Origin of the sequence: Paraburkholderia sp. J63 (assembly GCF_905220245.1) — a bacterium.
Classification (GTDB): Bacteria; Pseudomonadota; Gammaproteobacteria; order Burkholderiales; family Burkholderiaceae; genus Paraburkholderia.
Map to the genome: position 1 here is coordinate 45,256 of NZ_CAJMZF010000027.1, position 26,979 is coordinate 72,234.

Consider the following 26,979-nt stretch of genomic DNA (forward strand, 5'->3'; position numbering starts at 1 on the left):
CATTCCTGAGGATAGACGAGATGCCGATCATCGAATCGAAGCTCAACCCGCGCTCGGATGACTTCAAGGCGAACGCCGCCGCGCTCGAAGCCGTAGTCGCGGACCTGCGCGAGAAGATCCAGAAGCTGTCGCTCGGCGGCGGTGCGGCGGCGCGCGACAAGCATGTCTCGCGCGGCAAGCTGCTGCCGCGCGAGCGCATCGCGCAACTGCTCGATCCGGGCACGCCGTTTCTCGAGTTCTCGCAGCTCGCGGCCTACGGCATGTACAACGACGACGCGCCGGGCGCGGGCATCATCACCGGCATCGGGCGCATCGCGGGCCAGGAGTGCGTGATCGTCTGCAACGACGCCACCGTGAAGGGCGGCACGTACTACCCCGTCACCGTGAAGAAGCACGTGCGCGCGCAGGAAATCGCGCAGGAAAACCGCTTGCCATGCGTGTATCTCGTCGACTCGGGCGGCGCGAATCTGCCTAATCAGGACGACGTATTTCCGGACCGCGATCACTTCGGCCGCATCTTCTACAACCAGGCGAATCTCTCGTCGCAAGGTATTCCGCAGATCGCCGTGGTGATGGGCTCGTGCACGGCAGGCGGCGCCTACGTGCCCGCGATGAGCGACGAGTCGATCATCGTGAAGAACCAGGGCACGATTTTCCTCGGCGGCCCGCCGCTCGTGAAGGCGGCAACGGGCGAGGAAGTGAGCGCCGAAGACCTCGGCGGCGGCGACGTGCATACGCGCCTTTCGGGCGTGGCCGATCATCTCGCGCAGAACGACGCGCATGCGCTCGCGATCGCGCGTTCGATCGTCGGTAATCTCAATCGCACGAAGACGCCGCCCGTGGTGCTGCGCGAGCCGATGCCGCCGCGCTACGACGCAAAAAGCCTCTACGGCGTGATTCCCGTGGATACGCGCAAGCCCTTCGACGTGCGCGAAGTGATCGCGCGTATCGTCGACGATTCCGCCTTCGACGAATTCAAGGCGCGCTACGGCACCACGCTCGTCACCGGCTTCGCGCACATCTGGGGCCATCCGGTGGGGATCGTTGCGAACAACGGCATTCTCTTTTCCGAGTCGGCGCTCAAGGGCACGCATTTCATCGAGCTCTGCTGCCAGCGCAAGATTCCGCTCGTGTTCCTGCAGAACATCACGGGCTTCATGGTGGGCCGCAAGTACGAGAACGAAGGCATCGCGCGCAACGGCGCGAAGATGGTGACGGCCGTGGCCACGGCGAAAGTGCCGAAGTTCACGGTCATCATCGGCGGCTCGTTCGGCGCGGGCAATTACGGCATGTGCGGCCGCGCGTACTCGCCGCGTTTCCTGTGGATGTGGCCGAACGCGCGCATCTCGGTGATGGGCGGCGAGCAGGCCGCCTCCGTGCTCGCCACGGTGCGCCGCGACGGTATCGAAGCGAAGGGCGGCGCGTGGAGCGCCGACGAGGAAGAAGCGTTCAAGCAGCCGATTCGCGACCAGTACGAGCGCCAGGGGCATCCGTACTATGCCAGCGCGCGCCTCTGGGACGACGGCGTGATCGATCCGGCCCAGACGCGCGACGTGCTCGGCCTCGGGCTGTCGGCCACGATGAACGCGCCGATCGAGGAAACGCGCTTCGGCGTGTTCCGCATGTGAGCGCGCGAAGGAGAACATGACGATGCAATACGAAACGCTGCTGGTCGAGGTGAGGGCCCAAGTTGCGACCGTCACGCTCAATCGCCCCGACGTGCGCAACGCGTTCAACGAGACGATGATCGCCGACGTGACCGCCGCATTCACGGCGCTCGGCGCGCGCGACGACGTGCGTGCGATCGTGCTCGCGGGCAACGGCAAGGCATTCTGCGCGGGCGCCGACCTGAACTGGATGCGCAAGATGGCCGGCTACTCCGACGAGGAAAACCGCGCCGACGCCTTGCGTCTCGCGCAGATGCTCTCGGCCGTGTACCGCTGCCCGAAGCCCGTGATCGCGCGCGTGCACGGCGACGCCTACGCGGGCGGCATGGGCCTCGTGTGCGTGGCCGATATCGTCGTGGCCGTGGAGACGGTGCATTTCTGCCTTTCCGAAGCGCGCCTCGGGCTCATGCCCGCGACCATCGCGCCCTACGTGATTCGCGCGCTCGGCGAGCAGGCCTCGCGCCGCTACTTCGTCACGGCGGAGGCGTTCGATTGCGCAACGGCGCTGCGCCTCGGCCTCGTGAGCGAAGCAGTGAGCGCCAGCGAGCTCGACGCCACGGTGCAGCGCATCGCCGATACGCTCTGCGCGAACAGCCCGAACGCGGTGCGCGAATGCAAGCAGCTCGTGCAGGACATCGCGGGCGAGACGATCGATAACACGCTGATCGAAGACACGGCCGTGCGCATTGCGCGCATCCGCGCGAGCGAAGAGGGGCGCGACGGCGTGTCGTCGTTCCTTGAAAAACGCACGCCGCGCTGGCGCGATTCGGCGTGATCGACGGGCGAACCAGAACGATAGCGAGACTCCTATGTTCAACAAGATTCTGATCGCCAACCGCGGCGAGATTGCCTGCCGCGTCGCGGCCACTTGCCGACGCCTCGGCATCAAGAGCGTGGCCGTTTATTCGGACGCCGATGCCAATGCCAAGCACGTTGCCGCGTGCGACGAGGCCGTGCATATCGGCGAGGCGGCCGCACAGCAGAGCTATCTGCGCATCGAGCGCATCATCGCAGCCGCGAAAGCAACCGGCGCGCAGGCCATTCACCCGGGCTACGGATTTCTTTCGGAAAACGAAGATTTCGGGCGCGCATGCGAAGAGGCCGGCATCGTCTTCATCGGGCCGCCTGTGGAGGCGATCGCCGCGATGGGCTCGAAGGCCGCCGCCAAGGCGCTCATGCACGCGGCGGCCGTGCCGCTCGTGCCGGGCTACCACGGCGACGACCAGGACCCCGCGCTGCTCCAGCGCGAAGCCGACGCGATGGGCTATCCCGTGCTGCTCAAGGCAAGCGCGGGCGGCGGCGGCAAGGGCATGCGCGTGGTCGAGCGCAGCGCCGATTTCGCGGCCGCGCTCGCGTCGTGCAAGCGCGAGGCGGCGAGCAGCTTCGGCAACGACCGCGTGCTGATCGAAAAGTACCTCACGCGTCCGCGCCACGTGGAAGTGCAGGTGTTCGCGGACCAGCACGGGGGCGCCGTGTACCTGTTCGACCGCGATTGCTCCGTGCAGCGCCGCCACCAGAAAGTGCTCGAAGAAGCGCCCGCGCCGGGCCTCGACGACAGCGTGCGGCGCGCCATGGGCGAAGCCGCCGTTGCCGCGGCGCGCGCCGTGAACTACGTGGGCGCGGGCACCGTCGAGTTCATCATGACGGGCGCCGACTTCTACTTCATGGAGATGAATACGCGCCTCCAGGTCGAGCATCCGGTGACGGAAATGGTCACGGGCCTCGATCTCGTCGAATGGCAGTTGCGCGTGGCCGCGGGCGAGCCGCTGCCGCTCGACCAGGCGCAGCTCACGGTGACGGGGCATGCGCTGGAAGCGCGTATCTATGCCGAGAATCCGGCGCGCGGCTTCCTGCCTTCGACGGGCACGCTCAAGCATCTGCGTATGCCCGAGGGCGTCGAGTTCAGGATCGGCGACGCGGGCGAGCGCGCGAGCGTGCGCATCGACAGCGGCGTGCGCGAGGGCGATACCATCACGCCGTTCTACGACCCGATGATCGCGAAGCTCATCGTGCATGGCGCGACGCGCGACGACGCGCTCGCGCGGATGCGACGCGCGCTTGAGGAATGCGAAGTAGTTGGCCCACATACGAACGTGGAGTTCCTGCATCGGCTCGTGACCTGCGAGCCGTTCGCGAGCGCCGATCTCGACACGGGCCTGATCGAGCGTCATCACGACGCGCTGTTCGCGCCGCAGAACAAGCCGCAGCGCGAGGCGCTCGCGCTGGCCTGTGCGGCGCTGATCGCGCGCGAGAGCAGCGTGGGACTGGGCGCATCGCCGTGGCAGGCGCTGGCGCATTGGCGGCTCAATAGCGGCTTTGCGCAGACCTTCGCGTGGCGCGACGTCGAAAGCGACGCGGCGTTGTCGACGGCCTTCACGCACAATGGCGGTGCGCAGACGTTCGCGTGCGCGGACGAGGAAGAGCGCTACACGTGGTGGCGCGGCGAAGGCGAGAACGAATACGGCGCGACCATCGGCAATATGCGCGTGACGGGCCGGGTGTTCATCGACGGCGACGTGTTCCATGTGTTCTGCCTCGGCGCGGCCATGGCGTTCGAATGGCAGAACCTGCTTGCGCACGCGGCGGACGCCGAGCACGGCGAAGGCCGCCTCACGGCGCCGATGCCGGGCAAGGTGATCGCCGTGCTCGTGGAGCCGGGCACGGTGGTGGAGAAGGGCGCGCCGCTCATCGTGATGGAGGCGATGAAGATGGAGCACACCATCGGTGCGCCGGCGGCGGGTAAGGTGACTGAAGTGCTTTACGCCGTGGGCGATCAGGTTGCCGATGGTGCGCAACTGCTGATGCTCGAAGCCGAGTGATGCTTTGGCTTTGAGCGGATGAGGAACTGAGAGTGAGACCCTTGGGGCGTTTCGCTGGAGCGGAACGCCTTTTTTGGGTCGCGTCAGGCATTCATTGCTATTATGGAACCGAAAACTGGCTCGGGAGCATGTAGTGAAGCCTTCAGACGCACTTCTATCGAATCGGGAAGCCATCCGGCGCGTGGTGGAAACCCATCGCGCGGCAAACGCGCGCGTGTTCGGTTCAGTCCTCCAGGGTTTGGATACGGACGGCAGTGACCTCGACCTCCTCGTCGACCCGACACCGGAAACGTCATTGTTTGACATCGGCGCAATTCGTCACGAGCTGCGCAAGCTGCTCGGCGTACCGGTGGATGTGTTGACCCCCAACGCATTGCCCGACCGGTTCCGCGCGACCGTGCTCGCCGGGGCACGTCCTGTATGAGCCGGGATCCACAGAGCGGCACAGGCGGCACGAACCCGGCCGAAAACTGAAGCCGTCGCGCGCGCAAACGATCAGCTTTCTTCCTTCACCGGCGGCGCAAACTGCAACGCCACTGCAATCCTGTTCCACGCATTGATATTGGCGATGGCAGCAGTCAGGAATGCCAACTGTGCCCCGGGAAACTGTTCTTCCACCTTCCGGTACAACGCGTCACTCACCCCCTCGTGCAGCTTCGACGTCAACGCTTCGGTATAAGCGAGCGCGACCTGCTCTCGCTCGCTATAAAGCGCGGGCGCTTCGTGCCACGCCGCCACCAGGTCGAGCTTCGCGCGCGGCACGTTCTTCTCGCGCGCGATATTGAGGTGGAACTGAATACAGAACGCGCAGCCGTTGATTTGCGATGCGCGGATCTTCAGCAACTCGGTGAGCGGTTTTTCGAGCCCGGAGTCGTCGACGGCCTTGCTCATCGCCGAAAGCGCGGCGGCCACCTGCGCGGCGTCGCGCCTGAAGGTTTCGTAGCTGATGCGGGAAGAAGTGCCGGACATGACTGGACCTCGCGTCGGTTGAAGGATAATATCAGAGCACGAACATCATATTCGAACTCTGACATCATGCGCAAGACCGCGAAATCCGGGCCGAAGCACGAAGGCACTCGTGACGTACCCATCCCCGCACCCGGCGAGGGAAAGCGCGGTGAGGCGGGCCATATCGGCTATCTGCTGCGCCAGGCGGGCGCGGCGCAGCGCTTGCGTATGGAGCGTGCGCTGGCCGATCTCGGCATCACGCCGCCGCAATTCGTGGTGCTGACGATGCTCGCGGCCTATCCGGGGATTTCCGGCGCCGATCTCGCGCGGCTCGCCGTGCTCACGCCGCAAACGGTCAGCGTGATCGTCGCGAATCTCGAGCGCAGCGGCGCGATCGAGCGCCGGCCGCATCCGGTCCACGGCCGCATTCAGCAGATCGAGGTGACCGGCGCAGGCGAGACGCTGCTCAAGCAGTGCCGCGTGCGCGTGAAGAAACTCGAGGCCCAGATGACCGAAGGCTTTACGCCCGACGAGGAGCAGGTGATCCGTCGATGGCTGGCGCGACTGGCGCGCGAGGACGAAGCGCGGTGAGCGTCGCTCGCCGCGTTATTGGGCCAGGGCGTGTGCCTGGGCGAGCGCGCACGAATGATCGAGCAGGCCTTCGGCGGTGCCCGTGCCGCCTTCCACGTCGAGCCCGCTATTGACGACGAGCCAGCCGTCGCGCGCGGTGTCGGGGCCGGCGCCGGTCACGAGGATCGTCTGCACCGCCATGCTTTGCTGTGCGCCCAGGCCGCGCGCGACCACGCGGAACGGATTGCCTCGATCGGTGAGGCTCATCACGCGCGTGACGCGATAACGCTTGCCGTCCAGCGTCGTCCAGCGCCATGTTCCGGGTGCGTCGTGACGATAGGGCGCAAGCGCGTCGGCGATATCGTTGCGCATGCAATCGACGTGGATATGCAACTGGTTCTGCGAGCGCCGCTGCGACGAGTTGATTTCGAGGCCGAGCTCGGTGGGCGCGAGCGTCGTCTTCAGTTTCGCGTCCACGTAGCGGCCCGCGGCCCAGGCGCCCGCCCAGTATTCGGGCGAGCCGCCATAGAGAATCTCGGCGCTTTCGATGCCCGGCACGCGGTCGGTGGGGATCAGCAGATACTGCGCGCGTCCGCTGATGTCCTTGAGCACTGCGTAGCGTTTCTGGAGGTCCACGGTCGTGCAGGGGCCGGGCTCGCCTTTGTCGCGCGCGTTCGGCACGCATTGCTCGCCCACGACCTTCCAGAGTCCGTTTGCGTCGAGCGTGGAGAGACGCACGCAGCCGGTGGCGGCGAACGCGGCAGCGAGCGAGAGGGCGAGCGCCGCGAGAGCGGATCGGCGGCTGCGGCAGGCGGAGAAGACGTGAGGCATGGATGCGCGCGATGGGCAAGTCGGGTACGGGGGCCGCGCGGTGCAGCGGGGTTGCCGCGGCGCAGAGGGCGCGTCCGCGCGGGCTTGTCGTGCTGCGGGGAGTGTAGCCGAAAGTATGTGACGCGCCTTTGCGTGCGGCAAGGGGAAGCGGGCGCCAGCGCGGGAACCGGATGGATGGGTACGGGCAATTGACGCAGCGGGGCGAGCATGGCGCAACGGCGGTTTGAAACGCATGGCGCGAGCAGAGCCGGTACCCTTTCGGTAAAACGGAAAGGAGAAACCTCATGAGTTCATGCCGAGCCTCAAGCGGGCGCGACCGGCCATGTTGATCGACGCGCTCTGGCGCATGGCGCTTCGCGTCGGCTTCCGGCTCGCGCGTGTCTGGTGGCGTGTCCGGCGGCCTCGTCATGAGGGCGCGCTCGTCGCCATCTATGTCGGGCAGGCGCTGCTGCTCCTGAAGTCGTCGTACCGGGCCGAGTGGAATTTTCCGGGCGGCAGTATCCGGCCCGGTGAGGCGCCTGAGGCAGCGGCGCGGCGCGAAATGGAGGAGGAGATCGGTCTCGCGTCGTGCCCGTTGGTCCCCGCGGGCAGCGCCTGCGGCATCTGGGACGGACGAAGAGACCAGGTGTATTTCTTCGAGCTGCGCCTCGATCGCATGCCCGAGTTGCGGCTCGATAATCGCGAGATCGTCGCCGCGCAACTGGCGTCGCCCGAGGAGTTGCGCGGCCTCGCGCTGACCGGGGCCGTCGTGGCGTATCTCAGCGGAGATCGCGGCCAATAGCGGAATTAGCGGCTTCTTTCATCGCTGCCCGCACGCCGACCGTCAACGCGGCCGGCGTGCCGGAGTCACGACTGTCGCGTCCTCACCGCACCCATTACTGCGCGATCGGCACCGTAACGTCGGTCCCGAACCAGTGCTCCGAGATCTTCTTGAGCGTCCCGTCCTGCTTCAGCGAAGTCAGCGCGTCGTTGATCGCCTTCTCGAACTTGGGATTACCCTTGCGGAACGGAATGCCCATGTCCTGGTTGGCGCCCTGGAGCACGGCGCCGGGGCGCAGCGGCAACTGGGAATTCTTGATGATGTACGGCAGCATCAGGCGGTCGTCGATCGTCGCGTCGATCCGCTTGGCGGACAGATCGCGCAGCTTTTCCGGCGCGCCCGGATAGGTCTGCACGTTGATGCCCGGCACGGCGCGCGCCATCTGGTCGTAGTTGGTCCCGAGCGTCACGCCGAGCTTCTTGTCGCCCTTGAACTCGTCGAGCGACTTGAACTCGCGCTTGTCATCGGAACGCTGGATCAACTGGGCGGCCGAATAGGTATAGGGCTGGCTGAAGTCGAGCGCCTGCTGGCGCTGCGGCGTGATGGTCACCTGATTGACGATCACATCGAATTTCCCGGCTTGCAGCGCCGCGATGATGCCGCTCCATTCGGTGGGAATGAATTCAGGCTTCACGCCCAGCTTGGCCGCCACGGCTTTCGCGACGTCGACGTCGAAGCCGACCAGCTCGCCCTGGCTGTTGCGGGAATCGAACGGCGGATAAGTGCCTTCCAGACCGATCTTGAGCACCCCTGCCTGCTTCACGCTATCGAGCAGGTCTTCCGCATGAGCGGCGACGGCGGTCAGGCCAAACGCCGATACGGCAAGTACGCTTGTAAGGAAGAGCTTCGAAAGCCTCATGACACGTCTCCTGGTTCTTCGAATAGTGGACTGCGCGTTTGCCGCGCGAAAAGCATCTTACCCCGTCAAATTTCCGGCGCCGGCAAGGGCCCCAAAATCTCTTCGAACGCGAGCCCGATCGCGAGCAGCCGGCGGTCGCTGCCGGCCGGCCCGTCGAGTTCGAGGCCGACCGGCAGCCGCGCGTCGATCAGCCCCGCGGGCAGCGCGAGCCCCGGAATGCCCGCGTTGCTCGCGGGGTCGGTGTTGCGCAGATACGCCTCCAGTTCGTCGACCGGTGCGCCGCCATCGATCGAGACGCTCGACGATCCGTTCACTTCGTCGATCTTCACCGCGGCGAGGCGCGTGGTCGGAAACAGCAGCGCGTCGAGCCCGCCGGCGGCGAAGGTCTGCGCATAGAGCTGCTGCAGGCGCGGACGCCAGACCGTCATTGCCGTTTGATAGTCGCCGCCGCGCACGTCCGCGAGGATCGCATCGTAGGCCGCGCGCACGTCCGGGCTCGCGATGCGCGCCGCCACGTCGGCCACGGTCCGCGCGGGGGCCTGGTTCGCGACGAGCCACGCCTGCAGGTCCTCGATCGGCTCGTGCAGCGCGATGGCCATGCTCACGCGGTCGTTGAGCGCGAAGATGTCGCTCATCTCCACGGGCACGAGCGTCACGCCGGCCGCTTCGAGCTTCGCGAGCGCCGCGCGGGCCACGTTCCCGGTCGCGGCTTCGAGGCCTTCCCAGAACGGCGCGGGCAAGCCCACGCGCAGGTTCGTCACGGCGGCTTGCGCGAGCGGGCCGTGCCCGGTGATCACGCCGTCGATGAGCGCGGCGTCGGCGACGGTGCGCGCCATCGGCCCGACCGTGTCGCGCGTATGGCTGATCGGCACCACGGCTTGCGGGTCGTGGTAGCGGCGCTGCGTGCCGCCGTCGCCCACGCTCGGGCGCAAGCCGACGATGCCGCATAGCGCGGCCGGGATGCGCGTGGAGCCGCCGGTGTCGGTGCCGAGGCCCGCGGGCACGATGCGCGCCGCGATCGCGGCGGCCGTGCCGCCCGACGAGCCGCCGGGAATTCGTTCGGGGTCCCAGGGGTTGCGCACGGGGCCCGCGTGCGGCGCGAGATTCGTGCTCGTGATGCCGAACGCGAGCTCGTGCATGTTGGCCTTGCCGAGCACGATCGCGCCCGCGTCCACGAGACGCTGCACCGAAGGCGCATGGCGCGCGGGCACGAAGCCTTCGAGCGCGGGCGTGCCCGCCGAGGTCTGCAGGCCGCGCGTGTTGATGTTGTCCTTCACGACCACGGGCAGGCCGGCGAGCGGCAGGTGCGCGCGCTCGTGCGTGCCGAGCGCGTCGATGCGCTGCGCGGCGGCGAGCGCGCCTTCCACGTCGAGCGTCGTGAGCGCGTTGAGGTTTTCGAGCGCCTCTGCGCGCGCGAGCAAGGTGGCGACGTAATCGGCGGCTTTGAGCCGCCCCGCGCGGATGGCTTCGACGGCTTGCGTCGCGCTCAGGTCGAGTTGCTGGTCGACAGTCCAGTTCATGCGGTCTCCTCCTCGTGCAGCCGTGGGGGCGATGCATCGCGATGCCCACGCGCCGCGTGCTTCATCGTGCAAAATCCGGCGCCGTGCCGCTGGTTACGGCTTCATCAAGCGCAGCGCGAGGCGGGCGAGCGTGGGAACGAAGGTCGGGCGCAACAGACGCGAATCGTAGCCCCTCATGCGCTCGCGGTCTTCGCTCAGGCACAGCTCGATCATCTCGCGCGGCTTGAGCGAATCGCCCAGCACTTCGCGGTTGGCGGGCAGGAAGTTCGAGTCGTGCGCCACGCCGTCGGCGTCGATGCCGCGCGCGATCGCCATGCGGTCCCACACCAGTTTGATCCAGATTGCCGCGACGCGCAGCGAGTGCCACGGCCGGCGCCACCAGGGCAGATTCTTGCGATACCAGGCCACCCAGTTCACGAAGAAAAGGATGTGGCGCGCTTCCTCCTGGATCACGGGCTCGAAGGTCTCGACGAGCTCGGCCGGGAAAAATCCCGAGCGCTGCGCCGAGCGGAACAGGCCGAACGCGAAGAAGCTGTCGATGCACTCGCTGTAGCCCGTGAACATCCACGCCCATTCCGGGTCTTTCGGCGGCGGATAGGCGGGTTCGGGGGCGAGCGCGATGCCGTAGGCCTCGACGAGATGCGAGAGCACGACCTTGTGGCGCGCTTCCTCGTCGCCGTCCATTTCGATGGCGGCGCGCAGGAGCGGATCGGCGACCGTGGCGGCGTAGGTTTTCACGCGGATCGACGCGCGTCCTTCGGTCTGCACGGCGATGTCCCAGATCGGCAGCGAAGTGAGGCGCCGCAGCTCGTCGGGCTCGAGCTTCGGCCAGTCGAGCACGGCGGGGCGATAGGGATCGTGCGTGTCGAGCAGCATCCGCGAGAACATCGTCCGGTGCTCGGCCGAACCGATCCTGATGGGCCCCGGTGTGTCGTGAGTCCAGTGCCGCAGCGCGGCGTCCTGGTCGGCGAGGGCGCTTTCGTCGATGTCTGCGCCCTCGGCTGGCTGCGTCACGGTTTCGGACATTGAGCGTGAATGATGACGGTGATATGACTCCTATTCTGTCACAACTGTAAGGGAAGGGGCGGCGTCACGCGCAGCGGCGCTGCTCGTCGATCCACATGCGCGCCCAGCGGCACGCGTAGGCGAGCGCGTGGCGTTCGTCGAAAAAGTAGTCGAGCGCGTCGAACGAAACGAGCGCGCCGCGCGGGGCGCTTCGAGGCGAGTCCGGCGCGTTCGATGTGTTAGTTGCGTTCGATGGAGTGCTCGATGCCGTTGCGGCCTGCGACGACGCTTGCGCGCAAAGCGTGCCGATCGTGAGATTGGCGGCGTACAGGCCGTTCGGAAGCCGCTCTGCGCTGGGCGCGACTTCGTAGCCTTTATAGCGGATAGGTGCATTCATGGCTTCTCGATCCTGCTGGTGCGTCCTGCTCTTGTGCGTGTGCGTATTACGCATGGGCGCCTCGTTGCTCGTGTGCCGGTACGAGTGAAGCGTAGGGGCTGCCGCGCGCGGGCGGAACCAATCATTCGTCGCAAGCAAATCACGGGTGGCCAGGAACGGTCAGCAGAATGATCCGGATGAGGCGAGGGTGCCGGTTCGGCTTCAATGTGGAACGCTCGGCACGAGGCGTCTGTGGGCTGGATGACGCAACCCGCGTGCCTGTGTGCGCCAGCGCGCGTAGCGCGTGCGGATCGGGAGGAAGGAACGTGGAGCGGATGCAGGATGGGGCGCGCAGCCTCCGCCCGAATGCGGGTCAGGCCGGTTGCACGTGCTGCGGTGCGAGGCAGGGGCGGAGCCGAGCGCATGGGGCGCACGGAAGGCGCCCCGCGGAATCCAGCAGCGAATCAGACGGCGAGGCTCAGGCGATCCTCGTTGCGCGCCGCGCCGGCGCCCGCCGCAATGGCGCGCGTATCGCCGGCCTGCGAAGCCGCGCGCTGCGCATCGAACGCGAGCGCGAACTGCGCGGCCTGCTGCCCGACCGTGAAGAGCTGCTCGACGACTTTCGCATCTGAGCACTGGTGCGCGCTCTCGAAGCGCGTCTCGAGCGTGTTGATGCCGGCGCCGAACGGCGTCGGCCAGCCGCGCAGCGCGTGCACGATCGAGCGCAGCGAGGTGAGCACCGAGCCGGCGGCCTGCCAGCCATAGGCGGTCACGATGCAGCCCACGGCGCGGCCGTCGAGATACGGGCGCGCGTCGGCGCGCAGTTCTTCGAGCGTGTCGAGCGCGTTCTTCACGAGGCCCGAGACGCCGCCGTGATAGCCGGGCGTCCCGATGATGACGGCGTCCGCCGCGCGCACGGTTTCGATCAGCTCGCGCTGGGCGTCGGTGAGCGTGCCGCTTTCGGGCGCGTAGTGGGGCAGGCTGTGCAGGAAGGTGCCGCCGAACAGCCGCGTGCGCGCGCCGGACTGCTCCGCGCCGCGCAGCGCGAAGGCGAGCGCGCGCTCGGTCGACGACGCTTCGCGCGTCGTGCCGCCAATGCCGACCACGAGCGGGCGGTGTCTGGAATCGGTGATGCTCAAGGGGTGCTCCTCGGATAAGCGGTGATGCCCGGTGCGGGCCGTCGGCGACGCGCGGCAACGCGTGGTTTCGCTCCTGACGCCTGAAACGCCATCTTAGTGAGCGCGCCGCGCCTCGCGAAACGACTTTTTGTTCTAAGGATATGCGTATGGGGCCTGGTCAGCCGTGCACGCCGCGCGCCATATGCATAGCTGAAAGCATTGGTTGGGTTGCTTTACGGGCGCTGCCAGAATGAAACCGTCTCCTCCATGAGCATCTCCTTGACATGGGATTCGGCCCCGCACCGCCTGGTGACGGGGCCGCTTTTTTTCCGCGATCCGATTGGTCTGGAGAAGGAGACGGCGGCGCTCAGCGCGCGCGAACGATGGACGGCGCAGCGGCCGGGACGGTGGGCACCGGCATCAGCGGACTTGGCGCGCGGCGCGCGGGGGCCGCATAGCTCACCTGGAGAACGTTGCCGTCCGGGCCGATCTGCGGCGGGATAAAGGGCGTGCGGTCGCGGTCCGGCTTCGAGTGGCCGGCGCCGCTGTTGGTCACATTGGGCAGCATCGGCACCGTTGCCGCCGAAGCGCGTACCGCGGGCTCGGCTACCTTGCGCGCGTCGGGGCGCCCGGCGCTCGCTAGCTTGTGCTTCGTGCCGTGATGCGCATGAGCCTTCTTCTCGGGCCTGGCCGGATTTGCGCCGGGCAGACGCGCGGGCATGCGTGCCTCGGGCGGATTCCAGACCTCGGTGTAATGTTCCCCGGCGAGCGCGGTGGATGCGAGGACGCACAGCACGGTCCCCGTCAGGATGAATCGCACGTCGTGATCTCCGTTTCGGTAAGCCGGCCCGCCTGGCCGCTTCGCCTCGCGCGGTGCGAAGGCTGGCGGGCTCGCCCGCCCGAAGGCGGCGCAGCCCGCTACGGCAAGCGGGCGGCACGGGAATCGGCTGCACGCACTGTACATTCGTACAGCGGTGAATGCAAACGTTTGACGGAGCATACCGCGCCAATGTTGCGTGGATGCGGCACCCGGCGTGCGGAGGTCGGTGGCTCAGGCGTCGGGCGCGGCCGTGCCGTGCCGGCCGAGCCAGCGGCCATAGCTATGCGGCGAGAAAGCCAGCGTGAGCACGATCATCGCGGAGATGGAGACGGCGAGCATGATCCACGCGCCGGTGAAGCCGCCGGTGAGGTCGCGCACGCGGCCGGCCACGACGGGCGCGATCGCCGCGATCACGAAGCCGAGCCCTTGCACGAACGCCACGAGGCTCGCTGCGATGCGGTGGTCGCCCGAATGATCGAGCGCGGTCACGAGCGAAACGGAGAAGGTTCCGCCGAGCCCCGCGCCCGCGACGGCCACCCACAGCAGCGGCGCGGCCTCGGGCCAGGCCGCGAGGCCGACGATACCGATCAACTGCGCAGTCAGCCCGGCGACGAGCCACGGGCGGCGGTCCTTGAAGCGGGCCGCGGCGAGCGGCAGCAGGAGCGCGCAGATGGCCTGGAAGACCGTCATGGCGGCGAGCAGCGAGCCGCTTTTTTCGACGCTCGCGCCGTGCTGCTGGTAGTACGCGGGCAGCCACGCCACGAGGCTCGTATAGCCGCCGTTCACGAGGCCGAAGTGCAGGCCGAGCGTCCACGCGCGGCGCTTGCGCCACACCGGCACGGAGCGGTGGGCGCCGGCCGTGGCCGCCCCCGCTCTATCCGTCGCCTTGGCCGGCGCGCCGTGCTGCACGCCGCGGCTGAGCCAGATCCACACCGCGAGCGCGGCGAGCGCGGGCACCGCCCAGACGGCGAGCCCCGCGTGCCACGAGCCGCCAAGGCGCGCGGCCAGCGGGCTCAGGCTCGCGCCGAGGCCGCCGCCGCCCATGATCGATGCCGAAAAAAGCCCCATCGCGAGCGGCACGCGGTGCGCGAAGCGCTGCTTCATCACGGCGGGCAGCAGGGCCTGAATGGCCGCGACGCCTGCGCCGGCCGCGGTGGCGGTGAGCATGAGCGCGCCGCCCGTCGACGCGAACGCGCGCGCGCCGCAAGCCGCCGCAATCGCGACGAGACCGAGCGCCACGCCTCGCGTTTCGCCGAGGCGCCGCGCGAGCACGCCGGTGCCGAACGCGCCGAGCCCCATCGCGACGACCGGCAGGCTCGTGAGCAGCGACGCGCCATAGAACGAGAGGCCGGTAGCCTGACGGATGGTCGCCATGAGGGGACTGATCGAGGTGAGCAGCGGCCGCAGATTCAGCCCGATGGCGACGATGGCCGCGTACCAGGCGAGCGCGCTCGCGCGTGCGGATACGGCCACTGCGTGCTGGCTGGGATCCATGGAGTCGGAAGCGGGGTCGGAAGTCATGCCCATCTGGTCAACTTTAATACGGTCGTTTGGTTGACCATTATACGAAATAATTGTCAACAATTCTGGGTGTGGGTGCTATGCCCGGTATAGAGCGAAAAATGACGATGGCGACCGCGTTGCGTATATCGTCTGGCCAGGTGCGTCGCTACAATGCCGCCTGAATCCGTTCGCATGCGCCTTCCTCATGGCCTCGACAACACGATCTGCCCGTACGGGCGAACCGCCTCGCATCGGCGAGGCAACCGGCACAGCCGACATCCAGGCAGGGCACGTCGCGGGCGAAAGCGCCGACGACGTCGAAGCGCTCGTCTATGCCTCCATCAACTCGGCGCTTCTGCAAGGCAAGCTCGCGCCGGGCCAGCAGCTCGTGGAGCGCGAGCTCGCGGCCGCGTTCGGCTGCACGCGCGGCGCGCTGCGCAAGGTGCTCGCGCGCCTCGGCTTCGAAGGCAAGCTCGAGCTCGAACCCAATCGCGGCGCATTCGTGCCGTCGCCCTCCGAGGAGGACATCCGCGCGACGTACCGGGCGCGTCAGGTGGTGGAGGCGGGCGTGGTCGTGAGCCTGTGCGGCGCGCTCGACGCGGGCATGCGCCGCAGGCTCGCCGCGCACGTGCGCAGCGAAAAGAAGGCGCTGCGCGAGGGCCGCGTGGACGAGGCCGTGCGCCTCGCCGGCCAGTTCCACCTGATCCTGACCGAGCTCGCGGGTGGCGCGGCGCTCGTGGCGGCGCTCGCGCAGCTCGTCGCGCGCACGGAGCTCTACAAGGCGCTGTTCGATCCGTCGAAGGCCACCTCTTGCGCACCCGACGAGCACGCGCAGATCATCGCGGCGCTCGAAGCCGGCGATCAGGCGGCGGCGCTCGCCACCGTACGCGAGCATCTGGGTGAAATCGAGGCGCGCGTGGTGCGCCAGGCGCGCTTGCGCACGGGCCGCGACCTGAAGTCCGTGTTCGCCGATCTGGCGACCTGAGCGCGGAGCGTACCGCGCTCGCGCGCGAGCCGGCGGGCCGCGCGCGATCCATTGATAAACTACGCCGATGGCGCAAAACCGGTTTGCGCGATCGACGAGGACAAGGCAATGGTGCGTTATCGGCACTACAAGGGTGGCATCTACGAACTGGTTTGCGAGGCGACGCTCGAGTCCGATCCCTCGGTCACGATGATCGTGTACCGGGCCGCGAACGGCACGATCTGGACGCGGCCCGCTTCCATCTTCTTCGAACTGGTCGAATTCGAAGGCGCGCTCGTGCCGCGATTCGCGCCCGTCAACTGACTTTTTTACTTGCGAGGATTGTCCCAGGATGCGTTTACTGATTGCACTCGTTTTGCCCTGGTTGTTATTCTTCACGATCGGCCGGCCCATCTCGGGCATCATCTGCCTGGTCCTGCAAATCACGCTGATCGGCTGGATTCCCGCCGCCATCTGGGCCGTGTATTCGCTGAGCCAATATCAGACCGACAGGAAGATCGACGACGCGTTCGGTCGTCGCAACTAAGGCGCAAGGGATCGAGCGGCGGGCCGGAATTCCGACAGAATATGTCGATACATCCGTAATCCACGCTCACAATTCAGAGAGAACTTAAGACTGGCGCTGCTTTCTTACAGTAAGAAAGGAGGCTTCGCCATGCTCAAATATGCGTTGATGGCCGGTGCCGTGGCCCTGCTGGCCGGGTGTGTTGCACCGGGTTACGACTACGGCTACGGACAACCCGGCTATTACGATGACGGCTACGCGCCGGGTTATGTCGCGCCCGCGTATGGCAGCGTGAACGTCGGCATCTGGGGCGGCGGCGGTGGCGGCTATTACCACGGCCATGACCACGATCACGGCGGTTGGCATGACGGCGGTCACGGCGGATGGGGAGGACGGCCCGGCGGTGGCGGTCACGGCGATTCCGGCGGCTGGCATGGCGGCGGAGGCCACAGCGGCGGCCCGTGGGCACCTTCGGGTGGCGGCCACGGCGGAGGCGATGGCCGGGGTGGCGGTCATGGCGGCGGAGGTCGTCACTGACGGCTACCGCGCCAGGCTCTCAACGGCAGAAACGATCAGGCCCGCCGCTCTTTCGAGCGGCGGGCCTGATTTCCTTCGGCGCTTCCTGACCACGTAAGGGGCAAGGCGGCCGGGAGCAGAACGGGGAAACCGCGACCGCGCGGCTTCCCCGTTCAAGCGTACTTACTGACCGGACTGCGAGGTGCCGGACGTCGACGGGCCGTAAGCTGTGTTGGCTTTGTCGGCGGCGACGCGTGCTTCAGCAGCCTGGATGTTTTCCGGATAGTGCATCCAGTCGCTCGGATCGTAGCCTGCGGCGCGCAGCTGGGCGAGTTCGGAACGAACTTGCGCGCGCGTAACAGGTTGCTGTTGCGATTGAGCGAACGAAAGGGCCGGAACGGCGACGATTGCGGCTACAACTGCGGCCTTGAGAAGCGACTTCATAACTGTGACCTCCGAGTTCTTTTAAGGGGTTCGCACGATGGCGTGACCCATGTCGACACTTTAGGTCTTCCGGGCATCAGGGTAAATACTGATAAAGCGAATTCAGTGTTCTCCTGGAGACAACAATCACGCGCGGATTTTGTCTGATTATTTCTTTGGGACGCGATGGGAGTGGGTTTTTGGGGGACATGTTGGTGCCGCCTTTGCCTGCGAATTATTGCGAAATTCGCAACTGGAATTCGTCACGATCGCCATATATCCGGAGCCCGCGCTTGCCTAGAATCCAGTCGACGCCTGCGGTGCGCGACGCAATGCAGCATGCCAGGCGATTCATACAATTTCGGAGGTAATCGCCATGAAGTCGCTCATTCAAGCCGTTGTCATCGCCACTGCCTGCGCTGCGCCGCTGGCCGCTTTCGCGCAGTCCGACCAGGGCCTCACACGCGACCAGGTGCGCGCGCAGCTCGTCGAGTTCCAGCAGGCCCAGCGCAATCAGAACGCCGGCGTGACGGCGGTGAACGCCCCCGTCGCTCAGGGTGACAGCTCGTATGGCGGCGTGAGCAATTCGTCGTCGATGGCGGGCGCGCACTACGTCTCCGAAGCCGCCCGCACGGGTCCGCAATCGGTGTATTTCGGTGGTCAGTAAAGTCAGCCAGTAACGCTGCCTGCCGGGGCGCCAGACGCCTCGGTTCGCCAAAGACAACCGGCCCGCGATGTTGAGTCGCGGGCCGGTTTTGCTTTTGGGCGGGCGCTGGGGTGGGCACAGAAGCGGGCTACAAGAGTTCCGCGTCCGGCACGTCGAGCACGAGATCCGTGCGTGCCACCGCGACGCAAGTCAGCACATAGCCCTCGGCTTTTTCTTCTCGCGACAGGCCTGGCCATTCGATCGTGAAGCTCGCCTCGCCGCTCACGACGCGGCACAGGCAGGTGCGGCACGTGCCATTGCGGCACAGGCGCGGCAGGCGGATGCCGGCGAATCCGGCCGCTTCGAGCAGCGTGAGCTCGGGCGGTGCTTCGAACGTGCGGCCAAGCGGCTCAATGCGCACGAGCGGTACGGGTGGCACGGATGGTGTTGATGGTGCCGGCGGCGTTGATGGCACGTCTGCGGCGGCACCCTCGGCTACGTTGGCGCGCTCGCCGCCATCGCCGTTCCGGCCATTCTGGCCACCACACCCGTTCTCGCGGCTTTCCTCGCCTGCGCGCTTGCCGGAATCGTCGATGCTCATGAGACCGATACCCCGAGCAAGTGGCCCGCGCCCGCCGTGAACGCGGCGGCGGCGAGCCCGATGGCGATCTGGCGGAACGCCGAGAACGCCGCGCTGCGCCCGTTGAAAAGCGACGTGAATACGCCGACGGCAGCGAGCCCGAGCGTGCTCAGCGCAACGCATTGCACGATGGCCGCCATGCCGTGCGCCCAGAGGAACGCCGCCGTGGGAAACGCCGCGCCCAGCGCGAACAGGCAGAACGACATGGCCGCGGCCGTCCACGGATTGCCGCCCAGCTCTTTCGGATCGATGCCGAGCTCTTCGCGCGCGAGCGTATCCAGCGCCTCATTCTTGTCGCGCATGATCTGCGCGGCCACGCGGCGGGCTTCGTCGGCGTCGATGCCCTTGGCCTGATAGATGAGCGCGAGTTCGTGACGCTCGGCGTCAGGCGTGTTCTCGAGCTCGTCGGCTTCCTTGGCGAGCTGCGTGCGCGCGAGTTCGCGCGCGTTGGTCACCGAAAGCCATTCGCCAAGCGCCATCGAGCACGCGCCCGCGACCAGCCCGGCGAGGCCGGTCAGCAGGATCGCGCGGTTGGCGCTGCCGGCGCCGGCTACACCCATGATCAGGCAGAAGTTCGAGACCAGCCCGTCGTTGGCGCCGAGCACCGCCGCGCGCAAGTCGTTGCCCGAGGTCGCCCCTTTGTGCCACGACTCGGCCCCCGCGATTTGCGCGCCCTTCGACTGACCTTGCGCGCGCTTGCTCGCCACGATTGACTGCACGATGGCGGCGTGCTGCTGCTCCTGCGCCGAAAGCGTCTGCGCGCCGGGTTCGCGCGCGTAGCGGTCGCGGTCGGCGTACTCGGCGGCGGCGACGGTGGGCAGCACGAGCGAGGGGCCGAAGGTGCGCGTGAGCGTCTGCAGCAGACGCGTCTTCGCGCTGCGGCGGTGCGGCCGCACGTGCACGCCGTTGGCGGCGAGCTTGTCGCGCCAGACCTGGGCGTGCTCGCGCTCCGACGCCGCGAGCTCGGCGAAGATCCGGCGCCGGCCCGCGTCCTTCTCGACGGCGCTGAGCGTGTCGTAGACGGCGGCGCTGTCGAGTTCGTCGGCGAGGTTGCGCCGGTAGCGGCGGAGTTCCTGAGGGGAGGCCATGATGCGCGTGCGAGATTCGTTTGACGCGAAGCTTAACCTGGCGGGACTCGTCTGTCGGCGCGGCGTGTGAGAGTGGGGGGCGAGCGCGTGCGGGCGCGCGTGGCTCGTTGCGGCTCGGTGCGAATGGCCGCGATCTGGTCGTGCGCTCAGATGCGGCTCGGTGCGGTTCAACGGAGTCCGACGCGATTTCGTTTCGGCACGACTTCGATTCGCACGACTTCAGCGTGATCGATCAGCAACGGCCGTACGATCCCCTCCGCCTCGCGCGCCTCAGCGTCGCCGCAAATGCCGATACACCGTGTTGCGAGCGAGCCCCAGCTCGCGCGCCGCCGCTGAGACGTTGCCGTCGTGGCGCGAGAGCGCGTCGTCGATCAGGCGCGCCTGCCAGTCCGAGAGGCGGGCCGGGCGCGAGGCGTGGGCGCCTTCTTTCGGCGCGCAGGCAGACCCAGGCGTCTGCGCAACAGCGGCATCGCGGGCGTTGGCACCATCGCCGTCGACATCGCCGTTTTCAACCGGCGCGCAGTCGTGCTCGAGGTCCTCGGGCAGATGCACGAGGTCGATGGCGTCCTCACCCTCGGCCATGATCGCAGCGGTGCGCAGCACGTTCGCAAGCTGACGCAGATTGCCGGGCCAGCGGCAGCGCGCGAAATAGTCGCGCACCTCGGGCGTGATCCGCGTGGGCGCGGCGTGGATCTCGCGCCGCACGTGGTCCAGCACGCGCGCGACGAGCGCGTCGAGATCGCTGCGCTCGGCCAGCGGCGGCAGCGTGACGGCGAGCCCGTTGATGCGGTAGTAGAGGTCCTCGCGGAAGCTGCCTTCGGCGATCATCGCGCGCAGGTCGCGGTGCGTCGCGCAGACGATGCGCAAGTCGACCGGCACCGCGCGCGCCCCGCCGAGCGGCATCACGGCGCGCTCCTGCAGCACGCGCATGAGCCGTACTTGCTGCGCGAGCGGCATGTCGCCGATCTCGTCGAGAAAGAGCGTGCCGCCGTGCGCCTGCACGATCTTGCCCGCGCTGCCGCGGCGTCTCGCGCCCGTGAACGCGCCGTCCTCGTAGCCGAACAGCTCGGCCTCGATCAGCGTGTCGGGCAGCGCCGCGCAGTTGAGCGCGACGAACGGCGCATCGCGGCGCGGCGAATCCTGGTGCAGCGCCCGCGCGAGCCATTCCTTGCCGGTGCCGGTGCGGCCGAGCACGAGCACGGGAATGTCGCGTCCGCGCACGCGCGCGACACGCTCGAGCACGGCGGCCACGCGCGCGTCGCCGGTGTCGAGGTCGGCGAGCGTGGGTTGCCACGCGGCCGTGCCCGTACGCGCGCCGGCTGGTGCGGTGGCGCTCGCCGGATCTCGCTCGGCCGCCTGCGCGGGGCGTGCGGCGCGTTCGGGCCAGGCCGGCTGCGCGCCGACGACCGCCGCGCCCGGCGTGCCGCGTGCGAGCACGCGCACGCCGCTCGCCAGCGTGAGCGCAATGAATTCGCTGCGCGGCTCGCCGCGCGCGCGCATGAGCTGCTGCATGAACGCCGGAAACGGCTGGCCAAAGAGCGCTTCGAAGCCGCGCTGCTGCAGCGCCGCGAGCGACGAGCCGAACTGGAACAGCGCGCTGCGGTTGGCGCACAGCAGCGTGCCGTCGGCGGCGAACGCGGCGAGTCCTTCGTAGAGCGTGCCGATGAACTCCGCGCGCGCGTGAAACTGTAGCCGGATGGCATCGGCGAATTCGGTGTTGAACAGATGGTTCTCGATCATCTGCGCCGACATGCGCACGAGCGCGAGCGTGTGCTTGTGAGAACCGTTCATACCGTGTGGCGCGCCGCTCACGTCGAGCGCGCCCAGCGTGCGGCCCCACGGATCGGCGATCGGCGCGCACGAGCAGGTGAGGATGTGGTTCGCGTGCAGGAAGTGCTCGCCCGCGTGGACGGTGGTCGGCTGGCCGTCGACGAGCGCCGTGCCGATCGCATTGGTGCCGCGGTCGCGCTCGGCCCACGAGACGCCGGGACGCAGCGCCACGCGCCGCGCTTTCTCGACGAAGTCGGGGTCGCCGAGGCTGTGCAGGATCACGCCGTTGCGGTCGGTGAGCAGCACCATGCTCTCGGTATCGACGATCTGCGCGTGCAGCGCATCCATCACGGGCCGCGCCTGGGTGTAGAGCGTGCGATTGCCGTCGATCAGATCGCGCAGATCGGCGCGGCCGAGCGGATGGAATTCCGGCGCCTCGGAGACGCGCAGGCCGATGGCGCGCGAGCGCGCGTGCGCCTGGGCGATCATGTCCGCACGGGCCGCTTCGGGGGGCTTGACGGTGGCGGAGGGGTGTCGGGTCACGCGTGTCTCCAATCTTGATTTGACGCTGCGCAGGCGCTGCGCTGTATCCGTGCGTACGAATCGGTCCATGGTACAGGAAGCTCGGCGCGCGCCACATCCGGGCGATTCCGGGCAAATCCGGACGATGGGGGCCGATTGGCGCGGGCCCGCACGCTTCACGCGCGGCTTGCCTTTGCGCGCGCGAGTGCCAGGATGAAGGCAGGGGCGCAAGACGCGCGGCGTCGTGCGGCGTCCCGGCGGCGGCGCAGCGGGCATGACGGGGTTTTGGGCGCGGCCGCGGTTCCTTGCGGAGGGCCGTCATGGTCCAAGGCGAATTGAGGATCCTCGTGGCGGCGCTCGCCGTCTTTGTCGTGCTGGCGGGTCTCGCGGTCGCGATCCACGGTCTGCTCTTCGACGAGCACCGCGTCGTGCTGTACGGCATGGCGATCGTGTCGAGCGGCATCGTCGCGTTCGTGGCGATGCTCACCGTGCACCCGAAGGACGTCGAAATCGAGCATGGCCAGCATCGCGAATCGTGAGTTCGCACAGCCGGTTCTGCGAAGTCGAGTGCCCGATGTGCCGCCCGCGTGTGCGGACGGCGCGTGCCGTGTTGCAGTGCGCCATGCCATGTGCGGCCAGGGCGCGGGAGCATCCGTTTGCGCGCGCAACGGCCTGTTCGCAAAGTGCTGAAAAAATCGGACCCGAAGATCTTTTCGCGCGTGTGACAAAGTCGGGCTTGCGGGCGGCAGGAAGTGTCCTAAAGTGAATCCAGACGGCCGCCGCAATCGTGTCGAACGAAGCGACACTTGCGGCGGTCGACATTTGAACCGCGCGTATGCCGGGGAGGAGCATCGAAAGGCGCGGCCCGCTCACTCTCAACCTAAGGCCACTCTCATGCAGATTCTGTTTCCGAATGAGGTGCCCGAATACTCGGGACCCGATTTGACCTTGGCGTTTCCGGCGATGATCGATGGAGAGCGGGTGGAATGTACGATCACGGCGGCGGCGCTGGAGGATCACTTTGGCGCGGCTTCGACACGCGCCGAAGACATGCTCGACGCATTCGATCACCATCGCGAGCGCATCGAGGCAGTCGCGCGCCGGCTGCTTTCCGACACGCGTGCGCAGTGCCTCACGCTGCGCAGCGGCTACGTGCGTTTCGTGCAGGCGCACGCGGCGGCGTCCTGAGTTTTTTGTCCCGTCTCTTGTCCCAATAGTGTCTTGAGATTCTCCGCGACGTACCAGACGTCGCGGGGTTTTCGTTTTTGCTCGCGCAACGGCGTGCGCCGGGCCGCGTGCGCTCGTGCGCTCGTGCGCGGCTCAGATCATGCGGCGCAGCGTGTTGTCGCGAAACACCAGATGGTGCCCGATGGCCGCGAGCGCGTGGATGCCGATGATCCAGTAGAACGCGTTGCCGATCAGCTCGTGCGCCTCCTTGATGACCTTGCGCGCGACCGGGTCCGCGCCCACCAGCACGATCTGCAGGTCGATGCCCGCGAGCGTGACCGGCTTGCCGCCGGTGTTGATCGTCAGGATGCCGAGCAGCGGCTGCACGAAGATGAATACGTAAAGCGCCACGTGCACGAGCCGCGACAGGAACGTGAGCACGCGATTCGAATCGATATCCTGCGGCGCGCCGTGCCACATGCGCCACAGGAGGCGCAGCACGGCGAGCGAGAGCACGAGCGTGCCGGCCCAGTAGTGCACGTTGCTCCAGAACACGCGGCTGTCCGTGCCTTTGGGACCGCGTATCTCGATGGCGAGATACGCGAGCGCGACGAGCAGGAAGATGATCCAGTGAAAGAAGATCGCGGGCTTCGAGTAGCGTTCTGCGGAGGCGGGGTAGGTGGCCACGGGGCGGTTCCTTTGCGGGGATCGTTATCGTCGGTATCGTCGGGTATCCGTATGATAAGGACGACATGGCGCGCCGTGCGCCTGCGTGGCCGGAATACTTGACGTGGCTCGCGCAGGATCGCAACCGCGGGCCACGATGCGCACGGGCCAGCCGCTTATTCCGAACCCAGATAGAAGTAGCGGAACAGGAACACGGCCGCGATGATCCAGACGATCAGGCGCACCTGGCGCGCGCGGCCCGTCAGCAGCTTCAGGCCCGCATACGAGATGAAGCCGAAGGCCACCCCGTTCGCGATCGAATACGTGAACGGCATCGCGAGCGCCGTGAGCGCCGCGGGCACGACTTCGGTGGCATCGTCCCAGGGCAGCTCGGCGAGCTCGCGCAGCATCAGGCACGAGACGTAGAGCAGCGCCGGCGCGGTTGCGTAGGCGGGCACCACGCCCGCGAGCGGCGCGACAAAGAGGCTCGCGAGGAACAGCACGGCCACGGTGAGCGCCGTCACGCCGGTGCGCCCGCCCGCCTGCACGCCCGAGGCGCTTTCGATATAGGCCGTGGTCGACGAGGTGCCGAGGATCGAGCCCGCGAGAATCGCGGTGCTGTCCGCGAGCAGCGCGCGGTTCAGGCGGTGCATCTTGCCGTGCACGAGCAGGCCCGCGCGGTTGGCCACGCCCATCAGCGTGCCGGTCGCATCGAACAGCTCGACGAGGAAGAACACCAGCACCACGTTCAGAATGCCGGTCGAGAGCGCGGCCTTGATGTCGAGATGCGCGAAGGTCGGCGCGATCGAGGGCGGCGCCGAGAAGATGCCGTGAAACTGGTTGCCGCCGAAGAAGAACGAGAGGATCGTCACGCCCACGATACCGATCAGGATCGCGCCGCGCACCTTGAGCACGTCGAGCGTCACGATGACGAAAAAGCCGATGATCGCGAGCAGCGTATGCGGGTCGTGCAGGTTGCCGAGCTCGACGAGCGTGGCCTGGCTGCCGACGATCACGCCCGAGGTCTTGAGCGAGATGATCGCGAGGAAGAGGCCGATACCCGAGGTGATCGCGACCCGCAGCGAATGCGGAATCCCGTTGATGATCGCCTCGCGCACGCGCAGCAGCGTGACCACGAAGAACAGGCACCCGGAGATGAACACCGCGCCGAGCGCCGCCTCCCACGTGAAGCCCATGCCCTTGACCACGGCGTACGCGAAGTACGCGTTCAGGCCCATGCCGGGCGCGAGCGCGATGGGGTAGTTCGCGTAGAGGCCCATGATGATCGACGCCAGCGCCGAGACGAGGCAGGTGGCGACGAAGACGGCGTCCTTGGGCATGCCGGCGTCGCCGAGAATCGCCGGGTTCACGAAGATGATGTACGCCATCGTGAGGAAGGTGGTGAAGCCGGCGAGCACTTCGGTGCGCAGGTTCGTTCCTGCTTCTTCGAATCCGAAATAGCGTTTGATGGCGTCCATGAAGGTCGGGCCCTTGAGAGTCGTGCAGGTTGATTTGTTGTGGAGGCTGCACGGGCGGCCGGCGGGCGTCGCCGGGACCCGTGCACGCGGCTTACGGGCGGGATTTTAAACAATTGTCCGGCAAACGCAGAAAAGCCTTGGCGAACGTGGAACGGCCGCAACAGTTTGCGGTGCGTCAAATGTAGGGGTGGGCGCCTGCACGCCGCTAAAAGCACAAAGCGGGAGCCTCGGTCCGCCTTCGCAGACGGATCGACGCTCCCGCCGAGGGGAGAGTCTTCAGCGCGCCACGCTTACTGCGTCGATTGCGGCATCATGCTCGCTTCACGCCGTTGCGCGACGATGGCCGCGGCGCGCTGGGCGTTTTCGGGGTAGTGGATCCAGTCGAGTGGATCGTAGCCCGCCGCACGCCATGCAGCGAGGTCAGCCAGCACCTGGGCGCGCGTCAACGGACCCGACGGGTTGTACGGTTGGGCCCACGCACTCGCCGAAGCGACGCAGCATGCCGCTGCCACGAGAGCAGTGGCCACACGCGAAAGAGTGTCCATGGCAATGCCTTTCGTATAAGGGATAACCCTTTGAATTTTAGGCGTTATCTCGATAACTGAAAGGTTTGCAACCAGAAAAATACGCGCGCAGCGCGTCGGTCTTTGCGCCGTATCCGGTGTCTCTTCAACTCACCCTGACCGCGCCTTCGAAGCGGGCCGTTCGCGCAGCTGCCGGTACTCGGCGGGGCGCAAGCCGGTCCATTTGCGGAACGCGCGATGGAACGCGCTCGGCTCCGCGAAGCCCACGGCGGCGGCCACGTCGGCGACCGAGCGCGCGGGGTCCTGCAACGCCTCGAGCGCCAGGTCGCGGCGCAGCTCGTCCTTGATCGACTGGCAACTGTGCCCTTCCTGGCGCAGGCGTCGGCGCAGCGTCGCGCTTGCCACGTTCAGGCGCTGCGCGATGGCGTCGGCATCGGGCCACGCGTGCGCGGGCAGGGCGCGCAGCGCGCGCCGCACGCGTGCCGCGAACGAGCCCGGATTGCGATACTTCACGACGAAATTGCCGGGCGCATTGCGCAGGAAGGCGCGCGCCGAGGCGGCGCTCTGGATCACGGGCAGTTCGAGGAACGCGGGCGCGAGGTCGAACCACGAGTCGGGCTGATCGAAGGCCATGTCCTCGCAGATCATGAGCTGGTACTCGTGCGCGTCGGGCGGCGCCGCGCAGCGAAAGCGCGCCGCGACCACGGGAATGCGCCGCCCCACGAGCCAGCACAGCAATCCGTAGACAAGGATGAACCAGGTCGCGTAGGCGAACAGCGTCGGCACCGGCGTGCCCGCGCGCTGGCGGAATGCGATGCGCACGCGCGTGGTGTCGATGTCGATCTCGCCCGCGAGGTCGTCGAGAACGAGGCGCATGAAGTGCACGGTGCGCTGCAGCGCCTGGCGGCCCGTCTGCGCGCCGAGCGCTGAGTGCGTCATGGCGATGAAGCTTCCGCGCTTCATCGCGTGCGAGTCCTGGCCGAAGAATTCGTCGTCGAGCGCGCCAGCGATGCCGGCCCACAGCGCGCCGTACTGCGCGGCGCTCACGCGCGCCTGCGGCGCATCGAGCGCGCTGGCGGCGATGCCCGCTGCCTCGACGACGGGCGCCACGTCGAGCCCGCGCGCTCGCGCGAGCGAGAGCGTCTCGTGCACGAGGCTCATCGCGATCATGCCTTTTTCGCTCACTTTGCTGG

General features: G+C 67.5%; 30 protein-coding genes. 13 read left to right on the forward strand and 17 right to left on the reverse strand.

The window, feature by feature from the left end; translation table 11 throughout:
* Positions 1–20: 20 nt before the first annotated feature.
* The 4 genes from U5775_RS25300 (at position 21) to U5775_RS25315 (ending at position 4,910) form a co-directional block, all read left to right on the forward strand.
* Positions 21–1,628 carry a carboxyl transferase domain-containing protein gene (locus U5775_RS25300; RefSeq protein WP_322060840.1) on the forward strand — a complete coding sequence of 536 codons (1,608 nt, stop codon included), beginning with the start codon at positions 21–23 and terminating at the stop codon, positions 1,626–1,628.
* A 22-nt stretch (positions 1,629–1,650) separates the two neighbouring features.
* Positions 1,651–2,442, forward strand: a complete 792-nt coding sequence (locus U5775_RS25305; RefSeq protein WP_322060841.1) for an enoyl-CoA hydratase/isomerase family protein — start codon at positions 1,651–1,653, stop codon at positions 2,440–2,442.
* A gap of 34 nt (positions 2,443–2,476) precedes the next feature.
* Entirely contained in the window at positions 2,477–4,486 is a 2,010-nt protein-coding gene (locus U5775_RS25310) for an acetyl/propionyl/methylcrotonyl-CoA carboxylase subunit alpha (RefSeq protein WP_322060842.1), read from the forward strand.
* A gap of 133 nt (positions 4,487–4,619) precedes the next feature.
* A complete protein-coding gene (locus U5775_RS25315) occupies positions 4,620–4,910 on the forward strand; it encodes a nucleotidyltransferase family protein (protein WP_322060843.1) in 291 nt (96 codons plus the stop codon).
* 71 nt (positions 4,911–4,981) lie between these two features.
* Here U5775_RS25315 and U5775_RS25320 read toward each other — a convergent pair whose 3' ends face one another.
* The gene (locus U5775_RS25320; RefSeq protein ID WP_322060844.1) at positions 4,982–5,455 is read right to left on the reverse strand and encodes a carboxymuconolactone decarboxylase family protein; all 474 of its coding nucleotides are present in this window, start codon (positions 5,453–5,455) and stop codon (positions 4,982–4,984) included.
* A 66-nt stretch (positions 5,456–5,521) separates the two neighbouring features.
* Between U5775_RS25320 and U5775_RS25325 the strand changes: the two genes are divergently transcribed.
* Positions 5,522–6,025, forward strand: coding sequence for a MarR family transcriptional regulator (locus tag U5775_RS25325; protein ID WP_322060845.1), 504 nt, complete (start codon positions 5,522–5,524; stop codon positions 6,023–6,025).
* A 15-nt stretch (positions 6,026–6,040) separates the two neighbouring features.
* On the opposite strand, the gene U5775_RS25330 is transcribed toward U5775_RS25325, so the two are convergent.
* Entirely contained in the window at positions 6,041–6,835 is a 795-nt protein-coding gene (locus U5775_RS25330; RefSeq protein WP_322060846.1) for a CDP-diacylglycerol diphosphatase, read from the reverse strand.
* A 292-nt stretch (positions 6,836–7,127) separates the two neighbouring features.
* Between U5775_RS25330 and U5775_RS25335 the strand changes: the two genes are divergently transcribed.
* Positions 7,128–7,616, forward strand: a complete 489-nt coding sequence (locus U5775_RS25335) for an NUDIX hydrolase (RefSeq protein ID WP_322060847.1) — start codon at positions 7,128–7,130, stop codon at positions 7,614–7,616.
* Between the two features lie 94 nt (positions 7,617–7,710).
* Here the strand turns inward: U5775_RS25335 and U5775_RS25340 are convergent, their stop codons facing one another.
* The 7 genes from U5775_RS25340 to U5775_RS25370 all read right to left on the reverse strand — a co-directional run bounded on the left by U5775_RS25340 (position 7,711) and on the right by U5775_RS25370 (position 14,847).
* Entirely contained in the window at positions 7,711–8,514 is an 804-nt protein-coding gene (locus tag U5775_RS25340) for a transporter substrate-binding domain-containing protein (protein WP_322060848.1), read from the reverse strand.
* Between the two features lie 65 nt (positions 8,515–8,579).
* Entirely contained in the window at positions 8,580–10,034 is a 1,455-nt protein-coding gene (iaaH, locus tag U5775_RS25345; protein WP_322060849.1) for an indoleacetamide hydrolase, read from the reverse strand.
* Positions 10,035–10,127: 93 nt separating this feature from the next.
* Entirely contained in the window at positions 10,128–11,060 is a 933-nt protein-coding gene (locus U5775_RS25350) for a ferritin-like domain-containing protein (protein ID WP_322060850.1), read from the reverse strand.
* A gap of 64 nt (positions 11,061–11,124) precedes the next feature.
* Positions 11,125–11,436 (reverse strand): transcriptional regulator, encoded by a 312-nt coding sequence (locus U5775_RS25355; RefSeq protein ID WP_322060851.1) that lies wholly within the window; start codon positions 11,434–11,436, stop codon positions 11,125–11,127.
* Positions 11,437–11,879: 443 nt separating this feature from the next.
* Positions 11,880–12,554, reverse strand: coding sequence for an NAD(P)H-dependent oxidoreductase (locus U5775_RS25360; RefSeq protein ID WP_322060852.1), 675 nt, complete (start codon positions 12,552–12,554; stop codon positions 11,880–11,882).
* A gap of 346 nt (positions 12,555–12,900) precedes the next feature.
* Positions 12,901–13,353, reverse strand: coding sequence for a hypothetical protein (locus U5775_RS25365; protein WP_322060853.1), 453 nt, complete (start codon positions 13,351–13,353; stop codon positions 12,901–12,903).
* A 231-nt stretch (positions 13,354–13,584) separates the two neighbouring features.
* A complete protein-coding gene (locus U5775_RS25370) occupies positions 13,585–14,847 on the reverse strand; it encodes a cyanate transporter (RefSeq protein ID WP_415913650.1) in 1,263 nt (420 codons plus the stop codon).
* A gap of 214 nt (positions 14,848–15,061) precedes the next feature.
* Between U5775_RS25370 and U5775_RS25375 the strand changes: the two genes are divergently transcribed.
* From U5775_RS25375 to U5775_RS25390, 4 genes are all read left to right on the forward strand, one after another.
* Positions 15,062–15,841 (forward strand): GntR family transcriptional regulator, encoded by a 780-nt coding sequence (locus U5775_RS25375; RefSeq protein WP_322060855.1) that lies wholly within the window; start codon positions 15,062–15,064, stop codon positions 15,839–15,841.
* 108 nt (positions 15,842–15,949) lie between these two features.
* Positions 15,950–16,144: a DUF1653 domain-containing protein gene (locus U5775_RS25380; protein WP_322060856.1), complete on the forward strand. Its 195-nt coding sequence runs from the start codon at positions 15,950–15,952 to the stop codon at positions 16,142–16,144.
* A 28-nt stretch (positions 16,145–16,172) separates the two neighbouring features.
* Complete coding sequence (locus tag U5775_RS25385) at positions 16,173–16,367, forward strand: YqaE/Pmp3 family membrane protein (protein ID WP_322060857.1); 195 nt, start codon at positions 16,173–16,175, stop codon at positions 16,365–16,367.
* A gap of 129 nt (positions 16,368–16,496) precedes the next feature.
* Complete coding sequence (locus U5775_RS25390; protein WP_322060858.1) at positions 16,497–16,883, forward strand: hypothetical protein; 387 nt, start codon at positions 16,497–16,499, stop codon at positions 16,881–16,883.
* 162 nt (positions 16,884–17,045) lie between these two features.
* Here U5775_RS25390 and U5775_RS25395 read toward each other — a convergent pair whose 3' ends face one another.
* Positions 17,046–17,306: a DUF4148 domain-containing protein gene (locus U5775_RS25395; RefSeq protein WP_322060859.1), complete on the reverse strand. Its 261-nt coding sequence runs from the start codon at positions 17,304–17,306 to the stop codon at positions 17,046–17,048.
* 355 nt (positions 17,307–17,661) lie between these two features.
* On the opposite strand from U5775_RS25395, the gene U5775_RS25400 reads away from it, so the two are divergent.
* Positions 17,662–17,952, forward strand: coding sequence for a DUF4148 domain-containing protein (locus U5775_RS25400; RefSeq protein ID WP_322060860.1), 291 nt, complete (start codon positions 17,662–17,664; stop codon positions 17,950–17,952).
* Positions 17,953–18,079: 127 nt separating this feature from the next.
* Here the strand turns inward: U5775_RS25400 and U5775_RS25405 are convergent, their stop codons facing one another.
* From U5775_RS25405 to U5775_RS25415, 3 genes are all read right to left on the reverse strand, one after another.
* Positions 18,080–18,406 carry a 2Fe-2S iron-sulfur cluster-binding protein gene (locus tag U5775_RS25405; RefSeq protein WP_415913651.1) on the reverse strand — a complete coding sequence of 109 codons (327 nt, stop codon included), beginning with the start codon at positions 18,404–18,406 and terminating at the stop codon, positions 18,080–18,082.
* 122 nt (positions 18,407–18,528) lie between these two features.
* Positions 18,529–19,659 carry a VIT1/CCC1 transporter family protein gene (locus U5775_RS25410; RefSeq protein WP_322060861.1) on the reverse strand — a complete coding sequence of 377 codons (1,131 nt, stop codon included), beginning with the start codon at positions 19,657–19,659 and terminating at the stop codon, positions 18,529–18,531.
* 270 nt (positions 19,660–19,929) lie between these two features.
* On the reverse strand, positions 19,930–21,918 hold the full coding sequence (locus U5775_RS25415) for a sigma-54-dependent Fis family transcriptional regulator (RefSeq protein WP_322060894.1): 1,989 nt from the start codon (positions 21,916–21,918) through the stop codon (positions 19,930–19,932).
* Between the two features lie 353 nt (positions 21,919–22,271).
* Between U5775_RS25415 and U5775_RS25420 the strand changes: the two genes are divergently transcribed.
* Positions 22,272–22,490 carry a DUF2964 family protein gene (locus U5775_RS25420; RefSeq protein ID WP_322060862.1) on the forward strand — a complete coding sequence of 73 codons (219 nt, stop codon included), beginning with the start codon at positions 22,272–22,274 and terminating at the stop codon, positions 22,488–22,490.
* A gap of 355 nt (positions 22,491–22,845) precedes the next feature.
* Positions 22,846–23,139 (forward strand): DUF1488 domain-containing protein, encoded by a 294-nt coding sequence (locus tag U5775_RS25425; RefSeq protein WP_322060863.1) that lies wholly within the window; start codon positions 22,846–22,848, stop codon positions 23,137–23,139.
* A 132-nt stretch (positions 23,140–23,271) separates the two neighbouring features.
* Here the strand turns inward: U5775_RS25425 and U5775_RS25430 are convergent, their stop codons facing one another.
* The 4 genes from U5775_RS25430 to U5775_RS25445 all read right to left on the reverse strand — a co-directional run bounded on the left by U5775_RS25430 (position 23,272) and on the right by U5775_RS25445 (position 26,956).
* Positions 23,272–23,805 (reverse strand): cytochrome b, encoded by a 534-nt coding sequence (locus U5775_RS25430; protein ID WP_322060864.1) that lies wholly within the window; start codon positions 23,803–23,805, stop codon positions 23,272–23,274.
* A 155-nt stretch (positions 23,806–23,960) separates the two neighbouring features.
* On the reverse strand, positions 23,961–25,262 hold the full coding sequence (locus U5775_RS25435) for an NCS2 family permease (RefSeq protein ID WP_322060865.1): 1,302 nt from the start codon (positions 25,260–25,262) through the stop codon (positions 23,961–23,963).
* A 290-nt stretch (positions 25,263–25,552) separates the two neighbouring features.
* Complete coding sequence (locus U5775_RS25440) at positions 25,553–25,807, reverse strand: DUF4148 domain-containing protein (protein ID WP_322060866.1); 255 nt, start codon at positions 25,805–25,807, stop codon at positions 25,553–25,555.
* Positions 25,808–25,936: 129 nt separating this feature from the next.
* The gene (locus U5775_RS25445; protein ID WP_322060895.1) at positions 25,937–26,956 is read right to left on the reverse strand and encodes an AraC family transcriptional regulator; all 1,020 of its coding nucleotides are present in this window, start codon (positions 26,954–26,956) and stop codon (positions 25,937–25,939) included.
* Positions 26,957–26,979: the final 23 nt, after the last annotated feature.

Coding starts and splice junctions, on each gene's coding strand:
- U5775_RS25415 (WP_322060894.1), bottom strand. CDS start 21,918: ATGATCGCCCAGGCGCACGCGCGCTCGCGCGCCATCGGCCTGCGCGTC.
- U5775_RS25385 (WP_322060857.1), top strand. CDS start 16,173: ATGCGTTTACTGATTGCACTCGTTTTGCCCTGGTTGTTATTCTTCACG.
- U5775_RS25335 (WP_322060847.1), top strand. CDS start 7,128: ATGCCGAGCCTCAAGCGGGCGCGACCGGCCATGTTGATCGACGCGCTC.
- U5775_RS25420 (WP_322060862.1), top strand. CDS start 22,272: ATGGTCCAAGGCGAATTGAGGATCCTCGTGGCGGCGCTCGCCGTCTTT.
- iaaH (WP_322060849.1), bottom strand. CDS start 10,034: ATGAACTGGACTGTCGACCAGCAACTCGACCTGAGCGCGACGCAAGCC.
- U5775_RS25330 (WP_322060846.1), bottom strand. CDS start 6,835: ATGCCTCACGTCTTCTCCGCCTGCCGCAGCCGCCGATCCGCTCTCGCG.
- U5775_RS25380 (WP_322060856.1), top strand. CDS start 15,950: ATGGTGCGTTATCGGCACTACAAGGGTGGCATCTACGAACTGGTTTGC.
- U5775_RS25320 (WP_322060844.1), bottom strand. CDS start 5,455: ATGTCCGGCACTTCTTCCCGCATCAGCTACGAAACCTTCAGGCGCGAC.
- U5775_RS25340 (WP_322060848.1), bottom strand. CDS start 8,514: ATGAGGCTTTCGAAGCTCTTCCTTACAAGCGTACTTGCCGTATCGGCG.
- U5775_RS25375 (WP_322060855.1), top strand. CDS start 15,062: ATGGCCTCGACAACACGATCTGCCCGTACGGGCGAACCGCCTCGCATC.
- U5775_RS25370 (WP_415913650.1), bottom strand. CDS start 14,847: ATGGATCCCAGCCAGCACGCAGTGGCCGTATCCGCACGCGCGAGCGCG.
- U5775_RS25435 (WP_322060865.1), bottom strand. CDS start 25,262: ATGGACGCCATCAAACGCTATTTCGGATTCGAAGAAGCAGGAACGAAC.
- U5775_RS25410 (WP_322060861.1), bottom strand. CDS start 19,659: ATGGCCTCCCCTCAGGAACTCCGCCGCTACCGGCGCAACCTCGCCGAC.
- U5775_RS25325 (WP_322060845.1), top strand. CDS start 5,522: ATGCGCAAGACCGCGAAATCCGGGCCGAAGCACGAAGGCACTCGTGAC.
- U5775_RS25395 (WP_322060859.1), bottom strand. CDS start 17,306: ATGAAGTCGCTTCTCAAGGCCGCAGTTGTAGCCGCAATCGTCGCCGTT.
- U5775_RS25390 (WP_322060858.1), top strand. CDS start 16,497: ATGCTCAAATATGCGTTGATGGCCGGTGCCGTGGCCCTGCTGGCCGGG.
- U5775_RS25425 (WP_322060863.1), top strand. CDS start 22,846: ATGCAGATTCTGTTTCCGAATGAGGTGCCCGAATACTCGGGACCCGAT.
- U5775_RS25300 (WP_322060840.1), top strand. CDS start 21: ATGCCGATCATCGAATCGAAGCTCAACCCGCGCTCGGATGACTTCAAG.
- U5775_RS25310 (WP_322060842.1), top strand. CDS start 2,477: ATGTTCAACAAGATTCTGATCGCCAACCGCGGCGAGATTGCCTGCCGC.
- U5775_RS25445 (WP_322060895.1), bottom strand. CDS start 26,956: ATGATCGCGATGAGCCTCGTGCACGAGACGCTCTCGCTCGCGCGAGCG.
- U5775_RS25305 (WP_322060841.1), top strand. CDS start 1,651: ATGCAATACGAAACGCTGCTGGTCGAGGTGAGGGCCCAAGTTGCGACC.
- U5775_RS25440 (WP_322060866.1), bottom strand. CDS start 25,807: ATGGACACTCTTTCGCGTGTGGCCACTGCTCTCGTGGCAGCGGCATGC.
- U5775_RS25350 (WP_322060850.1), bottom strand. CDS start 11,060: ATGTCCGAAACCGTGACGCAGCCAGCCGAGGGCGCAGACATCGACGAA.
- U5775_RS25400 (WP_322060860.1), top strand. CDS start 17,662: ATGAAGTCGCTCATTCAAGCCGTTGTCATCGCCACTGCCTGCGCTGCG.
- U5775_RS25355 (WP_322060851.1), bottom strand. CDS start 11,436: ATGAATGCACCTATCCGCTATAAAGGCTACGAAGTCGCGCCCAGCGCA.